The sequence below is a fragment of the Paenibacillus sp. MDV22-iso6 genome, assembly GCF_058408365.1.
Genome location: NZ_JBZVDZ010000006.1, coordinates 177,525 through 191,492 on the forward strand (window position 1 = coordinate 177,525; position 13,968 = coordinate 191,492).

14 protein-coding genes and 1 pseudogene are annotated in these 13,968 nt (G+C 46.8%); 11 read left to right on the forward strand and 4 right to left on the reverse strand.

All coding sequences use genetic code 11. The features are described from left to right. The first annotated feature begins 60 nt into the window (after positions 1-60). Both AC4PM4_RS18185 and AC4PM4_RS18190 read left to right on the forward strand, forming a co-directional pair. Entirely contained in the window at positions 61-1,959 is a 1,899-nt protein-coding gene (locus AC4PM4_RS18185) for a rhamnogalacturonan lyase family protein (protein ID WP_218135398.1), read from the forward strand. A gap of 233 nt (positions 1,960-2,192) precedes the next feature. Then, positions 2,193-3,020, forward strand: a pseudogene (locus AC4PM4_RS18190) (formylglycine-generating enzyme family protein); the annotation flags it as partial. Between the two features lie 36 nt (positions 3,021-3,056). On the opposite strand, the gene AC4PM4_RS18195 reads toward AC4PM4_RS18190, so the two are convergent. The 3 genes from AC4PM4_RS18195 to AC4PM4_RS18205 all read right to left on the reverse strand — a co-directional run bounded on the left by AC4PM4_RS18195 (position 3,057) and on the right by AC4PM4_RS18205 (position 5,629). Then, positions 3,057-4,163 (reverse strand): MFS transporter, encoded by a 1,107-nt coding sequence (locus tag AC4PM4_RS18195; RefSeq protein WP_491614222.1) that lies wholly within the window; start codon positions 4,161-4,163, stop codon positions 3,057-3,059. A gap of 88 nt (positions 4,164-4,251) precedes the next feature. Further along, positions 4,252-4,782 carry a TetR/AcrR family transcriptional regulator gene (locus AC4PM4_RS18200; protein WP_491614223.1) on the reverse strand — a complete coding sequence of 177 codons (531 nt, stop codon included), beginning with the start codon at positions 4,780-4,782 and terminating at the stop codon, positions 4,252-4,254. Between the two features lie 76 nt (positions 4,783-4,858). After that, positions 4,859-5,629 (reverse strand): DeoR/GlpR family DNA-binding transcription regulator, encoded by a 771-nt coding sequence (locus AC4PM4_RS18205; RefSeq protein ID WP_063564152.1) that lies wholly within the window; start codon positions 5,627-5,629, stop codon positions 4,859-4,861. Positions 5,630-5,902: 273 nt separating this feature from the next. Between AC4PM4_RS18205 and AC4PM4_RS18210 the strand changes: the two genes are divergently transcribed. From AC4PM4_RS18210 to AC4PM4_RS18230, 5 genes are all read left to right on the forward strand, one after another. Further along, a complete protein-coding gene (locus AC4PM4_RS18210) occupies positions 5,903-6,868 on the forward strand; it encodes a metallophosphoesterase family protein (protein WP_491614224.1) in 966 nt (321 codons plus the stop codon). A 42-nt stretch (positions 6,869-6,910) separates the two neighbouring features. Continuing rightward, positions 6,911-7,768, forward strand: a complete 858-nt coding sequence (locus tag AC4PM4_RS18215) for a DMT family transporter (protein ID WP_400346605.1) — start codon at positions 6,911-6,913, stop codon at positions 7,766-7,768. 78 nt (positions 7,769-7,846) lie between these two features. Next, on the forward strand, positions 7,847-8,728 hold the full coding sequence (locus AC4PM4_RS18220) for a glycoside hydrolase family 43 protein (RefSeq protein WP_491614320.1): 882 nt from the start codon (positions 7,847-7,849) through the stop codon (positions 8,726-8,728). 262 nt (positions 8,729-8,990) lie between these two features. Further along, positions 8,991-9,542 (forward strand): nucleotidyltransferase family protein, encoded by a 552-nt coding sequence (locus AC4PM4_RS18225; protein WP_491614225.1) that lies wholly within the window; start codon positions 8,991-8,993, stop codon positions 9,540-9,542. 52 nt (positions 9,543-9,594) lie between these two features. Then, the gene (locus AC4PM4_RS18230; RefSeq protein WP_400346601.1) at positions 9,595-10,326 is read left to right on the forward strand and encodes a YdcF family protein; all 732 of its coding nucleotides are present in this window, start codon (positions 9,595-9,597) and stop codon (positions 10,324-10,326) included. 99 nt (positions 10,327-10,425) lie between these two features. Here the strand turns inward: AC4PM4_RS18230 and AC4PM4_RS18235 are convergent, their stop codons facing one another. Then, entirely contained in the window at positions 10,426-10,773 is a 348-nt protein-coding gene (locus AC4PM4_RS18235; RefSeq protein WP_491614226.1) for a helix-turn-helix domain-containing protein, read from the reverse strand. 204 nt (positions 10,774-10,977) lie between these two features. Between AC4PM4_RS18235 and AC4PM4_RS18240 the strand changes: the two genes are divergently transcribed. From AC4PM4_RS18240 to AC4PM4_RS18255, 4 genes are all read left to right on the forward strand, one after another. After that, a complete protein-coding gene (locus AC4PM4_RS18240; RefSeq protein WP_072734417.1) occupies positions 10,978-11,433 on the forward strand; it encodes a hypothetical protein in 456 nt (151 codons plus the stop codon). Between the two features lie 375 nt (positions 11,434-11,808). Beyond that, a complete protein-coding gene (locus tag AC4PM4_RS18245) occupies positions 11,809-12,366 on the forward strand; it encodes a DJ-1/PfpI family protein (protein WP_072734078.1) in 558 nt (185 codons plus the stop codon). A 58-nt stretch (positions 12,367-12,424) separates the two neighbouring features. Next, entirely contained in the window at positions 12,425-12,928 is a 504-nt protein-coding gene (locus tag AC4PM4_RS18250) for a hypothetical protein (RefSeq protein ID WP_072734077.1), read from the forward strand. An 82-nt stretch (positions 12,929-13,010) separates the two neighbouring features. After that, positions 13,011-13,892, forward strand: coding sequence for a TIGR01777 family oxidoreductase (locus tag AC4PM4_RS18255; RefSeq protein ID WP_269055024.1), 882 nt, complete (start codon positions 13,011-13,013; stop codon positions 13,890-13,892). Positions 13,893-13,968 lie beyond the last annotated feature (76 nt).

Below are 13,968 nucleotides of genomic sequence, written 5' to 3' on the forward strand. Positions count from 1 at the left end.
TGATGTGAGATACAGACGGTTTATGAGTTTGGCAAATTAATCGATGGAGGGGAATCATTGATGAAAACCGAAATGACTGTGGCAAAAGGAAAGAAAGTACTGTTCACATGGCTATTAAGTGGAGTCATTGGATTGACAGGCTTGGCTTCACCCGGAGGTTTAGCACCCAAGGCAGAGGCCGCAGAAGTGTCTGCACCACGGCTGGTAGAAGACCTGGGACGAGGCCTTACTGCGGTGTACCTGGGGGAGAACCAAGTCTATCTGAGCTGGCGTTTACTTGGGACCGAACCGCAGCAAGCTACCTTCAATGTCTATCGACGGACGGGCACAGAAGAGGTGAAGCTGAATGCCCAGCCTTTGACGCAGGGAACCAACTATACGGATACAGACGTGGATGTAAACCAGAGTCATACGTATATCGTGAAGTCTTATGTGGATGGTACTTTGCAGGGTGCAAGTGCAGAAGTAGTGCTGGCCGCAAACCCCGAGATTCGCAATTATTTCAGTATTCCGCTGCAAAATATAACGTCCAATCCGTCCGATTATTTTGTCCAGCATGGCTGGCCAGGGGATCTGGACGGCGATGGAGAATATGAAGTTGTGGTCACCCGGATTCCGGTGAATGGAGGCAACAAATATGTGGAGGCGTACAGCTTGACCGAAGGTTTCCTATGGCGAATTGATCTGGGGCCTTACAGCGTGACCACGATCGATACATATAATGCACCACCTGCTTCGGTAAGCGAATTCGGTGTGGCTGGACTGGGCGGCTGGCGTGACAATGACAATATTACAGTGTTTGATCTGGATAGTGACGGAAAGGCTGAGGTACTGCTGCGTACCTTTGAAGGTGTGACGTTTGCCGATGGTCAGGTCGTCCCTGCTACGGTGCAGCGCGCACAATATGTATCTGTTGTGGATGGATTGACGGGTACAGAAGCTGCACGTACTACAATTACGAATAATTATGCAGCCGATGGACCGCTCAGCGGGCATTTCGGTATAGCTTATCTGGATGGTGAACATCCGAGTCTGATTACGGCGCTCAAGAATCGTGCGCTCAGCCGGAATTTCCAGTATGTGACGTCAGCTTATGATTATGCAGGTGGAGCCCTAACCGAGCGATGGAGACATGTAGGGGCGGACGGTGAGTTTTTCCACCAGATTCGTATATTGGATCTCGATGGGGATGGAAAGGACGAGGTTTCTTTTGGCGGCTGGGCACTGGATGATAATGGAGAGACATTATACAGTCTGCCTGGTGTAGTCCATGGTGATCGATTCCACATTACGGATATTGATCCGGATCGGCCGGGTTTGGAGCAGTTTGGAATTCAGCAGGCGGAGAACGGCAACGTTAATCAATTTCCTTGGTTTTACGCGGATGCAGCGACGGGTGAGATCATTCGCACGGGAGAACTGCCCCAGGACGTGGCAAGGGGAACGCTGGCGGATATTGATCCACGACGCAGCGGGCTTGAGATGTGGTCCAGTTCAGGCAATATTTATAATGTGGATGGTGAAGTGATCAGTTCGGTTCAACCATCAACGAACTTCAAAATCTGGTGGGATGGAGATGTGCTCGGCGAGCTGCTGGATAAGAACTTTGTGGAAAAGTGGGACTGGCAGCAGGACACGACGACACGTCTGTTTACAGCTGATGATGTGCGTGTGAATTCCAGAAACGCCCCTGTACTCTATGGGGATCTGCTCGGGGACTGGCGGGAGGAAATTCTGTATGAGACGAGTGATTTCCAAGAGTTGCGTCTGTACAGAACGACGATACCGTCAGATGTTCGCATCTACACACTGCCGCATAATCCGGCATACCGTAACGGACTGGCTGTCAAAGGATATATGCAGTCTTTGCTAACCGATTATTATCTGGGTGAAGGAATGACAACACCACCGTATCCCAATATTCGCCCTGCCGTGTACAATAGGGAGAACGAGTCTTAAACCTAACCATGAAGGGGATGCTTGAGATGCATGATCGGCTGCCAAAGAAACCTTCTTCCTGCTGCTGCGCTGCAAGTCGGGGCGGCAAGCTCGAGGAAAAGAGTCTGCCAGAGGAAACGGCTGCATTGGTAGAGGCTGTTGAGGACAAGCCATCAAGTCATACCAGTTATTCAGCTGACTTCACAATAGCTCTAACCAATAGAGCAGAGAAGAAAGAAAGTATTCGTATTGAAGGTGGACGTTTCCTGATGGGCACGAATGACCCTGAAGCTTTTGCAGCGGATGGAGAAGGCCCCGTCAGAGAAGTTCAGGTGAACTCCTTTTATCTGGATGCCTGTACGGTAAGCAATGCGGAATTTGCACAGTTTGTTCGTGAGACGGGGTATCGGACTGAGGCGGAGCGGTTTGGCTGGTCTTTTGTTTTTCATCTGTTCGTTTCTCCGCAAACGGCGGCTCAAGTTCGAAACGTGGTACAACAGACACCCTGGTGGTGGGTTGTTGAAGGTGCAGACTGGGCTCATCCTGAAGGACCCGATTCTAATATAAAAGATCGCTCTGATCATCCGGTTCTTCATATCTCATGGAATGATGCCAATGCCTATTGCCGCTGGGCGGGTAAACGTCTGCCTACAGAAACCGAATGGGAATATGCAGCCCGGGGTGGCCTAATTCAGAAAAAATATCCTTGGGGCGATACGTTAAGGCCGGATGGACAGCACTATTGCAACATTTGGCAGGGGGTATTTCCAACGAAAAATAATGCAGCCGACGGTTATGCAGGCACCGCTCCATCTCAATCGTTTCCTCCCAATGCATACGGACTTTATAATATGTCAGGCAATGTATGGGAGTGGTGCGCAGACAACTACGTTACGGATCACGAGAAGGCTGCGGATGCTGCCACGGAATTATCTCCTCATGAAGACCGCAAGGTGTTAAAAGGCGGTTCCTACCTATGCCACCGTTCCTACTGCAATCGCTATAGAGTGGCGGCCAGAATCCCCAACACGCCTGATACATCTACTGGGCATATTGGTTTCAGATGCGCAGCGGATGTATAGTCTGTTGGTTTGCTTGTTTGTAGGATAAGGGTCTGGCTATTTCACCCGAATAAGTAATCCGAACAGACCCAGTACAGCAAAGGCCAGAAATGCTGTCGTGTTGGAGAACATCTCAATGGTGTACCCCGCTATCGATGAACCTATGAACTGCCCCGCACCGAGCGCGAGAAAAGCAAGGCTGATTCCGATGGACGTATTTGGGCGAAATAACCTGGTCGCCCACACGATGAATACACTGGTCAGAAATATATAGGTACTGCCAAACATAACAGCTGAGACCAGGCTGGCGGCCATCGATGGAAGAAGGATAACGCCAAGTGAAACAGACAAGAGCAGAAGGCCTATCCGATAGGACCATCCAATTCCGATGCGTTCAATAATCCGACCAGCACACCCGCCGAGAATCCCCATAATCCCCATCACAATCCAGAACAGTACGGCTTCCGAATCGGAGGCCCCTTTTTCGTCGGTGAGGAAGTTTCGGGCAAAGGTCCAATAGATCGCAGAACTGATACCTGTCAGAAGGGAAGCCATGAGCAGAGCCACACCGGGTCTGGTCGGCTTCATGCATGCCCAGAGGGATTTGGTACAAGGCTTTGTTTTGCGTGGGGAAAGAACACGTCTATTCCATAACACTACTACAACACCCAGAACAGCAAAGAAGATGTAGGTAAAACGCCAATACTCGGTGAACAGCCAGTAGATCGGACCGGATACGATAATGCCAAAGCTGGTACCTGTGTTAATCCAGCTATTCCCCCTGGCTTGCTGCTCAGGTGCAAGCTCAGCGTAGACGGTGTTACCCAATGCAGGAGAGGCCAAGCCTGTACTTAATCCGGCAAGAAATACACCTAGTGTGAGAACAAACGCGTTTGGAGACAAGGCTATGCCCAATAAACCGAGCACAGCACTAACGCCCGCTATTTGAATGACATGATAGTGCCCAATGCGATTAATTAACAGTGGGGCACTAAGTAGAGACAGACAGTACGCAATGTAGGTTGCGGAATTGATTGCTCCGGATTGGGCATCGTCCAGTTGGAGTGCTTCCGAGATTTCCGGCATAAACAGCCCATAGCTGAATCTCCCGAATGCATAACATACAGCGATAAGGGCAATCCCTGGGAAAATAATTTTTTTCATCAAATCCACCGCCTTTTAGATAGAACGATCATTATATTTTCTTTGAAATAAAAAAGTGAGTTGAACTACTAACTCACCCGGTGTGGGACTACTTGAAACTATTCTGCGTCATGTCAATGAGTTCCCGGCAGACGCTATTTACATTTTCTGTCTCAGCGAGTGCAGTAGAACCCTCCAGCAACAGGTTAAATTGCAACACTGCACGGTCACTTGCGGCAGGATCAAGATTTTTAATCAAGGTCATCACATGTTTTTTATGTGCGTTGACAGTTTGTACAATGACGTTGTCTGGATCTCCGCCAAATTCCTCCTTGGCACGCAAAAACAAGCATCCTCTCGACTCATGCTCCATCAACCAGCGTGCATGTCCTTCCGCCAGATTGAGGAATACGGGTTGCGCTTTGTTGTCGGCATACTGCCGCAGCTGTTCCAGATAGCGCTGTTCGCGCCGCCGAAGTACTTCAACAATGAGATCATCCTTGGAGTTGAAGTGATTATATAACGTCATGATGGCGATCCCGGCATCTGTGATGATTCGCTTCAAGCCGATAGAATGAAAGCTGTGCAGGTAGAATAATTCCTCAGCCACGTTCAACAGCATTTCCTTTTTGCTGCTCATAAGAAGTAATACGCTCCTTTCAGAATAAGATAGAACGATCATTATACTTCTAAAATATAGAAAATGGCTCACATTGTCAAATGCTGTGAACCATTTCGATTTCCATTTGGTGAAGAGCATCTATCCATTCTGTGGGACATCCAGAATCTGTGATCACCATGGATATTTGATTTATAGGTGCAATCTGGGCGAAGGTTGAACGTCCAAACTTGGTATGATCTGCTACCAAAATGGCTTCCTCCGCACGCTCCATCATTTTGCGGGAGATGAGTGCCTCTTCCAGCACATAATCTGTGATCCCATCCGTTAATGACACGCCACCTGCTGAGATGAATGCCTTATTGACTTTGAATTGACTGAGCAATTCATGAGCAATGGGTCCAGTAGAGGCTTGTACGACCGGGGTGACTTCTCCTCCAGCGAAAATGATTTTGCCTGCAAACTCCTCTAGCGCACAGGTAAGAATGGGGACGGAGTTGGTTATGACGGTCACCTGAGACCGATGTCGCAGCTGCCGCATAATCTCCAGCGTTGTTGTACCATTGTCCAGCATTATGGTCTCTCCATCCTCAATCAGAGAGGCGGCTGCCACGCCAATGGCCTGCTTTTCGTTCAGTTGAAGCTGCGCACGCTTTTGAAAAGGGGCTTCGATCATGCCTGAGCGTACACGTACAGCGCCTCCGTATACTTTGCGCAATTCGCCTTCCTTTTCAAGTCGGTCCAGATCCCGCCGAATCGTCTCCGTAGACACCTGAAACAGATCCGCCAGAACCTGTACCTGAACCTTGCCCTGGGTAGCTAGCTGGTTAAGAATGGTGTGTCTGCGTTCTTCATACGTTAAAGACATGTTTGTGCCTCCTGAAGTTTCGATCTAAGTTCTATTTATTTTAGAGTTGTGAGATAGTGTGGATTGTTGTTGTTTTAATAGTTTAAGTTGGAGAGAAGACCTTGTCAATTTTGAAATGTAATGAGGAGTATAATGAGAAGTAAATTCTGTTCTTAATATGTATTGACAGCAATATGATGTGACGATAAGATCATATAAAACAACGTGAAACCACAACAAACAACATTGAAAACTTCAATCCATAGTACATGGATCATCAGGGAGGAAAAAAGGGTGAAACGTCAGCTTGCTTTTCAAGCAAATGGAGCATTCAAAATCGTGCAGTTTACAGATCTACACTGGAAAGATGGGCGACCTGAAGATCTTCGGACCAGGCAATTAATGAAAACTGTCATTGAAGCGGAACAGCCCGATCTGGTTGTCTTTACAGGCGATGTCATCTACACGGGACCAGTCGATCCTGGCAATAAGGAATGTGAACACCCGGAGCAGGCATTCCGGGATGCTGTGTCGGTAGTGGAAGAGCGTGGTATTCCGTGGGCTTTTGTGTATGGCAACCATGATACAGAGAATCGGATTACCCCCGATGCATTAATGGATGTGATTCAGGAGCATGCGCATACCGTGACAGAACCTGGACCGCGTGAGATTGCGGGACTAGGCAATTACACATTGGAGATTGCCGGAGCGGATGGCTGTCCGGCAGCAGTGTTGTATTTACTCGATTCGGGGAACTATTCCCAGTTCGAGTCCATTCCCGGTTATGGCTGGATTCAGCCTAATCAGATCCAGTGGCTGATGTCTGAATCCACACGCGTTAATCCCGGCCGCAGCCGCGGGGAGAAGCTCCCAGCCTTGGCGTTTTTCCATATCCCGATTCCTGAATATCAGTCCATGTGGGACACACAGATCTGTTACGGCAGCAAATATGAACCTGTCTGCTCTGCCCAAGTGAACTCGGGTCTGTTCTCTGCACTGCTGGAGATGGGCGATGTGATGGGGACCTTTTGCGGACATGATCATGTGAATGATTTTCAGGGGACTTACCACGGCATTCGTCTCTGCTACGGGCGTTCGAGTGGACACAGTACATATGGAAGGGAAGGCATGCTGCGCGGAGGACGGGTCATTCAATTGCAGGCGGGACAACGCAGCTTTGATACCTGGATTCGTCTGGAAGACGGATCGGTCGTGAAGGAACAGCCAGAACATCAACCTGAGAGCACTTTGGCACATTAGAGAATATAGAAGAGCAAGGCATTAGAGAGGAACGTTTTGATTATGATTTTACCTATAGTTCTGGTGCTCGCTTCCGGGATGGCTCACGCTGTCTGGAGTATGTTCACCAAACGCAGTTTAAACAAAAGTGTGTTTTTATGGTCCATCATGATGATTCCAACCGTAATACTGTTGCCTGTGCTTATCGTGGAGTTGGTACGGGAACCTTTATCCATACCAGCCTATGCACTACTCGTGTTATCGATGGCGCTGCAAGCCTTGTATTCCTGGCTGCTATCGCAGACGTATGAATTGGGCGATTTGTCGCAGATTTATCCGATTATGCGGGGAACGAGCACCTTGTTGGTGCCATTGATCGGTGTTGCTTTTCTGGGTGAAACGTTGTCCATGTTCGGCTGGGTCGGTATTGCCTGCATGATTGTAGGATTTACGGTGCTCAGTGGTGTGGGAAGCAGAGTTGGCAAATCTGGCTCAAGTGTAACAGGATCAAAGCCGGTTCTGATGGCCTTATGTGTCGGGTTATGTACAACCAGTTATGTGTTCGTGGACAAATTAAATCTAGAGCATATTTCACCCCTGTCGTTACTGGAAGTGACGAACATTGGCTTTGTTGCCGGCTTGACTCCGGCGCTGCTCGCTTCCCGCCAACTGCGTCAGGAATGGAAGAAGAACCGATCAACTATTATGCTGGGAGCGCTGCTGAATCCGGGCTCGTACTTGTTGTTTCTGTTCGCATTGCAGCAGGCGCCAATGGCCAGACTGGGCCCGCTTCGGGAAGTAGGAACAGTATTTGCGGCCTTCCTCGGTATTTTGTTATTGAAAGAACAGCAGGGGAAGAAGCGTATTCTCTGTTCCGTCGTTATTTTTGGCGGCATATTGCTGATAGGCATGTGGGGTTAGTGGAATTCCAGTATTTGGAGATATGGTGTATACTCATGGTTAATGAACCGCTCTCATGAGGAGGATGAACCATTGAACGTGCACCGTTTGGAAGATATTCATTTTCGTGATCCCTACATACTGGCTATACCATCGCGCAAGAAATATTATTTATATGGCTCTATCGGGCAAAATGTGTGGAACGGCCCAGCCATCGGTTTTGATGTCTATGAGAGTGAAGACCTGATCCATTGGAGTGGTCCTTCCCCATGCTTCCGTGCACCTGCGGACTTCTGGTCCGATCACCACTATTGGGCCCCGGAAGTCTATGAATGGGAAGGTCGCTTTTATATGTTTGCCAGCTTCAAGGCGGAAGGTGTTTCGCGGGTAACAGGTGTGTTGGTGGCTGATCAGCCGGAAGGGCCTTTTGAATTGTGGTGTCGCTCCCTGACGCCACCAGATTGGGAATGCCTGGACGGTACATTGTATGTGGACGATCAGGGTGATCCGTGGATGATCTTTTGCAAGGAATGGGTGCAGGTGGAGGATGGGGAGATGTACGCGGTACGTCTGAAACCGGATCTGAAAGGAACGATAGGCAAGCCTGATCTGTTATTCAAAGCTTCCGAAGCGCCATGGTCTGTCGGAGGTGGAGAACAGCGAAACCGTTATGTCACGGACGGTCCGTTTCTGTATCGTATGCAAAATGATGAACTCGTCATGATGTGGTCCACATCCGGTCAAGACGGTTATACACTGGGGCTGGCCCGCTCGGTGTCCGGTAAACCGCAAGGTCCATGGAAGCAGGATGACAAGCCGTTGTTCGCCAATAATGGAGGACATGGGATGCTGTTTCGTACGTTCGAAGGACAACTGTGTCTCACCATTCATGCTCCGAACAATCATCCGAAGGAACGACCCGTTATTTTCCGCATGCAGGAGAAGCAAGGACAACTGACGCTATTGGATAATCCAACGTAAAATGTAGAAAATGCAGATCACGTATTCGGAAAAGCCACTGGCCTAATCGCTTTTTCAATCTTCTTCAATTGATCCCCTCAGGGTAAATGATCTTAAGGAACATCTGTTCAGATGAGCCTAGGATGACTGCCTGAGGGGATTTGTTTATTTTATCGCAGGTACTCAAACATGATATATTGGGAGGAGCAGCGTGTCGGTAATGTAAAAGCGAGCAATGATAGCTCTACAATGAAATGGACAGAGTGACGGGGAGAGACGTTATATGCTGCATGAGGAAAAGTTGATCCAGGCGATTACGGAGCATGAACAATTAATGCATGACCTGCGGCGGATTCGCAGTCTGGATCTGCCTCAGTGTTACATAGGTGCGGGGTATATTCGCAATTATATCTGGGATGTGCTTCATGGCTATCCTCTTCGCGAACTTCACAGCGATATTGATGTTATTTACTACGATACGGAAGATATGCGTGAGGAGCGGGACCTGCTACTGGAACAAGGGCTTCGCGAGCAGACAGGCAATTCCATATGGTCGGTGAAAAATCAGGCGAGGATGCATCTGCGTAATGGAAACAAGCCCTATCAATCCACAGAAGATGCCCTTCGGTATTGGCCAGAAATCGTCACAGCCATAGGTGTGCGGTTAGATGAACAAGGTCAGGTGCGTATCTGTGCCCCGCATGGGCTGGAGGATCTGTATGCGTTAATCGTACGCCAAAGTCCGTTTTTCACGGATGCAGACTACTATAATCATCGTGTAGAGAAGAAATGTTGGCAACAACAGTGGCCCAAGCTCACGATCATAAAATCCTGAATCAAGGGCATATGACGGAAGTGAAGGCCCGAGAAGGAGTGTTACTGGATTTATGAAAAAGTTTATACGAGAAAAAGGCCTAATCCTTGATCTTATTTTCATTGCATGTTTTGTGTTCTTCCTTGTTTTCTGGGGCTGGAACTTCGCGGTGAAGTTTTTTGGCCTGATCACTGTAGCCTTTATCGTGTTGAGGCGGATTGATTATCAAAAGCATATCCTGCTGAAACGCATTCTGCTTACTGGCTTCGGGATCGCTGCGGTTTCATTTGTAATTATCGAAGCACTTGTGTTTACTCAGCTTAACGCGAATGATCCTGAAGAAGCGGACTATGTCATTATTCTCGGCTCGGGCATCAAGGGAACTGAATTGTCATTGACCTTGAAACAAAGGCTGGATGCCAGTTTGGACTATATCCGCAGTCATCCTCAGACGCCAGTGATTGTATCCGGTGGGCAGGGGCCGGGAGAATCGATTCCGGAAGCACTCGCCATGAAAAACTACCTTGTTGATCAGGGGATCAGCCCCACACAAGTCATTATGGAAGATCGATCGACGAGCACCCAGGAGAATATGGCTTTTTCTAAAAAAATCATTGATGCATCCGGGCTGGAGCATCCCAAGATCATGATTGTCACAAGTGATTACCATATGTTCAGATCCAAGTATTTGGCCGCCAAGAACGGTTACGCTGCCGAATACGGCATTTCCGCTCCTTCACCGGGTTATCTGAAACCGATCAATATGATCCGGGAGTATTTTGCAGCGGTTAAAGCGTTTATCTAATGGATAATGCGCGAATTCAGAAATGGATTACAATCTTCAAGATATCACATCCAAAAAAGGCAACGATCAACTCCTAATCGAGTGAACGTTGCCTTTTTGTTATTTCTTATCATACGTTTTGAAAATTTCAGTGATCACATTGAGAACCATAGCTATTTCATGTGGTTCATGGGTTCTCAGGATGGTAATTAGTTTCTGAATGTTATTATCTTCATAGGAGAGTGCCTCGTTTTCATTCACATATGTAAATAATTGATTAACGCCGACATCAAGAGCATCCGCGATTCTATCCAAATTTTTCAAAGAGATGTTACGCTCCGCGCGTTCAATGAATCCGATATAGCTTGTATTAAATCCTGCCTTTTCAGCTAAAGCCTCTTGAGATAGATCCTTGGATTTCCGAAGATCTCTTATTCTTGCACCAACTAACTCCAAAAGTTCTGACATGGGTACACCTCTCTTTAATTAGAAGTGTAGAGAAAGAATAGAGGTTGATTAACCAATACTTAATAAGTAATTTGATTAAAAAACTACTATATAGTAATATTTTATCTATATCTTGCCCAAAACTTAAAAAATACACACCAGTTTTTTGTACAGAGAGTAAAACGGATAAAGGGGTTGTTGGACTTGAATGAAATGCACTCCTTCATGAATCGGCAGATCGATAAACCTTTATTGTACTTAACTGATGAGATTTCCAATGTGAAAAGAGATGTGTTCGATTATCAAAAACTTGCTGGATATCATATGAAATTGGCTTTTATGATGCATAAGCATAGCCAAAGGAAAGTTTGCCTGATTCTCTGTGACTGGGCTTTGACTGCCATGATCAAGGCTTTGTACATTCATGAGCACCAAACAACGATCTTACCTGACAAATGGACGATGAACGAAATTCTTTCTTTTGTGCATACAGATAAGAATCCCGGATTGGATATTGTCTTATTCATCAGCACGATACAATATATATCTTCAATAGAAAACGGCCCAGACTCTTTTCTTGCAGAGCCAACCAACATTGACAAACTGCTTGAACGAACAGAACAAGTGTTGAGTGAACTATCCGCCCGAATTCTTAGTGAACCAAACACTCCACTTTTTTAATTGCTGAAAATATATAAAAAGTTTTGTTTGACTGCGACAGCTTCCGTATTCCAAATCGGCCTACACGGGGCTGTTTTTTTGTTGGAACACGCCATCAATCGAAAGAATCTTGTACAATGAGGTAGTTGGAAAATTGAAACATAAATAGGGGATAAACATGAGAGGATGCATTAGTTATCAAGATCATTTTATGTGAAATAGAAGAGCAGGATTAAAAGCATTTTATCCAGCTGCGGGATTCAAATGATGCTCACAACTAATTTTTGAGAATGGCCCATGATCATCTGATCAGAAATAATCATCAGTATGCTTTAAAAATGTTTGCAGACTAATATGTATCGAGGGTAGAAGGACAAAAAGAAGGGGGCAGCTGATTTGAAAACATACATATTATTATTTGAAGGATACGTATCATTTGAGATTATGTTAGCCAGCTATTTTATGAAAACCCAAGGAGACATCATAACGGTAGCGTTGGAAAAAGGACCTTTACAGTCATATGAGGGATTTTCGGTTAATCCCTCTGTTCTACTAAATGAGATTGATCCGTCAGAAGTGGAACTTTTGATAATTCCCGGAGGAGATGTTACGGCAATGCTGCAACGTCCGGACTTGATGTACTTCATCAAAGCACTTAATGCGCGCAAGACGCCCATTGCAGCCATCTGTGCAGGAATATTATTGTTCGGTCAAGCGCAAATATTGGAGAGCAGATCATTTACGACTAATGCTGAATCCGAGATGAGAGCTATCACAGCCCAAGGGAAATATGTAAATGAAGGTGTTGTTGTTGATGGACATATCATTACAGCCAAGGCGAGTGCTTATGTGGATTTTGGAATCGAAATCGGTAAAGTTATGAATATCTATTCAGGTCCTGAAGATCTGGAAGAAACGATTCAAGTGTTCAAATATTTCAACGCCAAATCATGATATAATATACGTCATTAATAGAAGAACGATGTAGGAGTGAAGGATCATTACAGCATATATGTTACCTGCTCTCTATGAGCAAAAGAAAGTTTCAGCGCATGACATGGAAGAGATTGTGCGTTTGTTGGCACACGCACCATTACTATATGATGACGGGCTGTCAATTCAAGTTCAGGACTTCATGGAAGGGTTGGAAATCGAGCTTGAGCATGAGGTGCGGCGCGCAGTAATCGAGTTGTATGAATTGGCTGTGCAAGCTTGTCGTCCCTTCTCCGAGCTATCTGCTTATGAGCAGTTTCAGGATGCACTTGGATTACAGGCCGAACTATGGCAGGTAGAAGTGCTGACGCTTGTCGAATGGATGGAATGGTTGAAGCAGATCGGTAAAGGACAAAGAAAACTGCCTGAATACAATTTTACAGCCATGCTGGGGAATTTGCCTGAAGGGTTCATGATTCATGATTTCCATGATGAGCTTATGTATCAGTTGGAGCAAAACTCAGCGAACGCATGGGCGATTGAAGAACGCAATCGTTTATACGCAGCCTTGGGCATAAATTAAAATCAAACAAAACCGTCGCAGACAGTGTTAGTCCATATATAGCGTAGTTGCTTTACCCAGTATGGGGAAATGAGGGGATACCGTGAAAAAGGTTGTGTTGGCGGGTGGAACAGGGTTTGTTGGTCAGGATTTTGCCCAAAGATTCAAGGAGCTTGGTTATGAGGTGCTCATCATCTCACGTCAGCCCGGTCATATTGCCTGGGAGAACCAGGCTGGAATCATACAGGCACTTGAAGGTGCAGAATTGCTGATTAACCTGGCCGGAAAATCCGTAAACTGCCGTTACACGGACGAGAACCGCAAAATCATTTTGGAATCCAGAACACGCACAACCCGCATTTTGGGCGAGTCTGTTCTGGCTTGTAGCAACCCTCCTGAATTATGGATTAATTCGAGCACCGCCACCATATACAGACATGCAGAAGATCGTCCCATGACGGAGAAAGAGGGCGAGATTGGTTCCGGGTTCTCGGTGGATGTCGCCAAGGCGTGGGAAAAGGCTTTTTTTGAATTCAGTCTGCCGTCTACACGTCAGATTGCGTTACGGATCGCCATTGTGCTGGGAGAAGGCGGCGTCATGGAGCCACTGACCAATCTGGTCCGCTTTGGGCTGGGTGGATCACAAGGACCTGGAACCCAGCAGTTTAGCTGGATTCATATAGAAGATTTGTTCCGCATGGTGATCTATGTTCAGCAGCATCCGCAATTGGAGGGTGTATTTAATGCATCCTCTCCGCATCCTGTCACGAACCGCCAGCTTATGGAGAGTCTGCGGCGGCAGATGGGAGTTCGAATTGGACTTCCTTCACCTCGCTGGATGCTGGAACTGGGGGCACGATTCATCCGGACCGAAACAGAACTGGTTCTCAAAAGTCGCTGGGTGATTCCCGAAAGGCTGGAAAGAGAAGGATTTACATTCAAATATGATACGCTCGATCTTGCACTGGCCGAGATTTTGAAGTAAGGAAATGAATCAACATGACTGAATAAAAAAATAACACAACGGGAGGGGCAGAGATATCTGCCCTTCTGCTGTATTT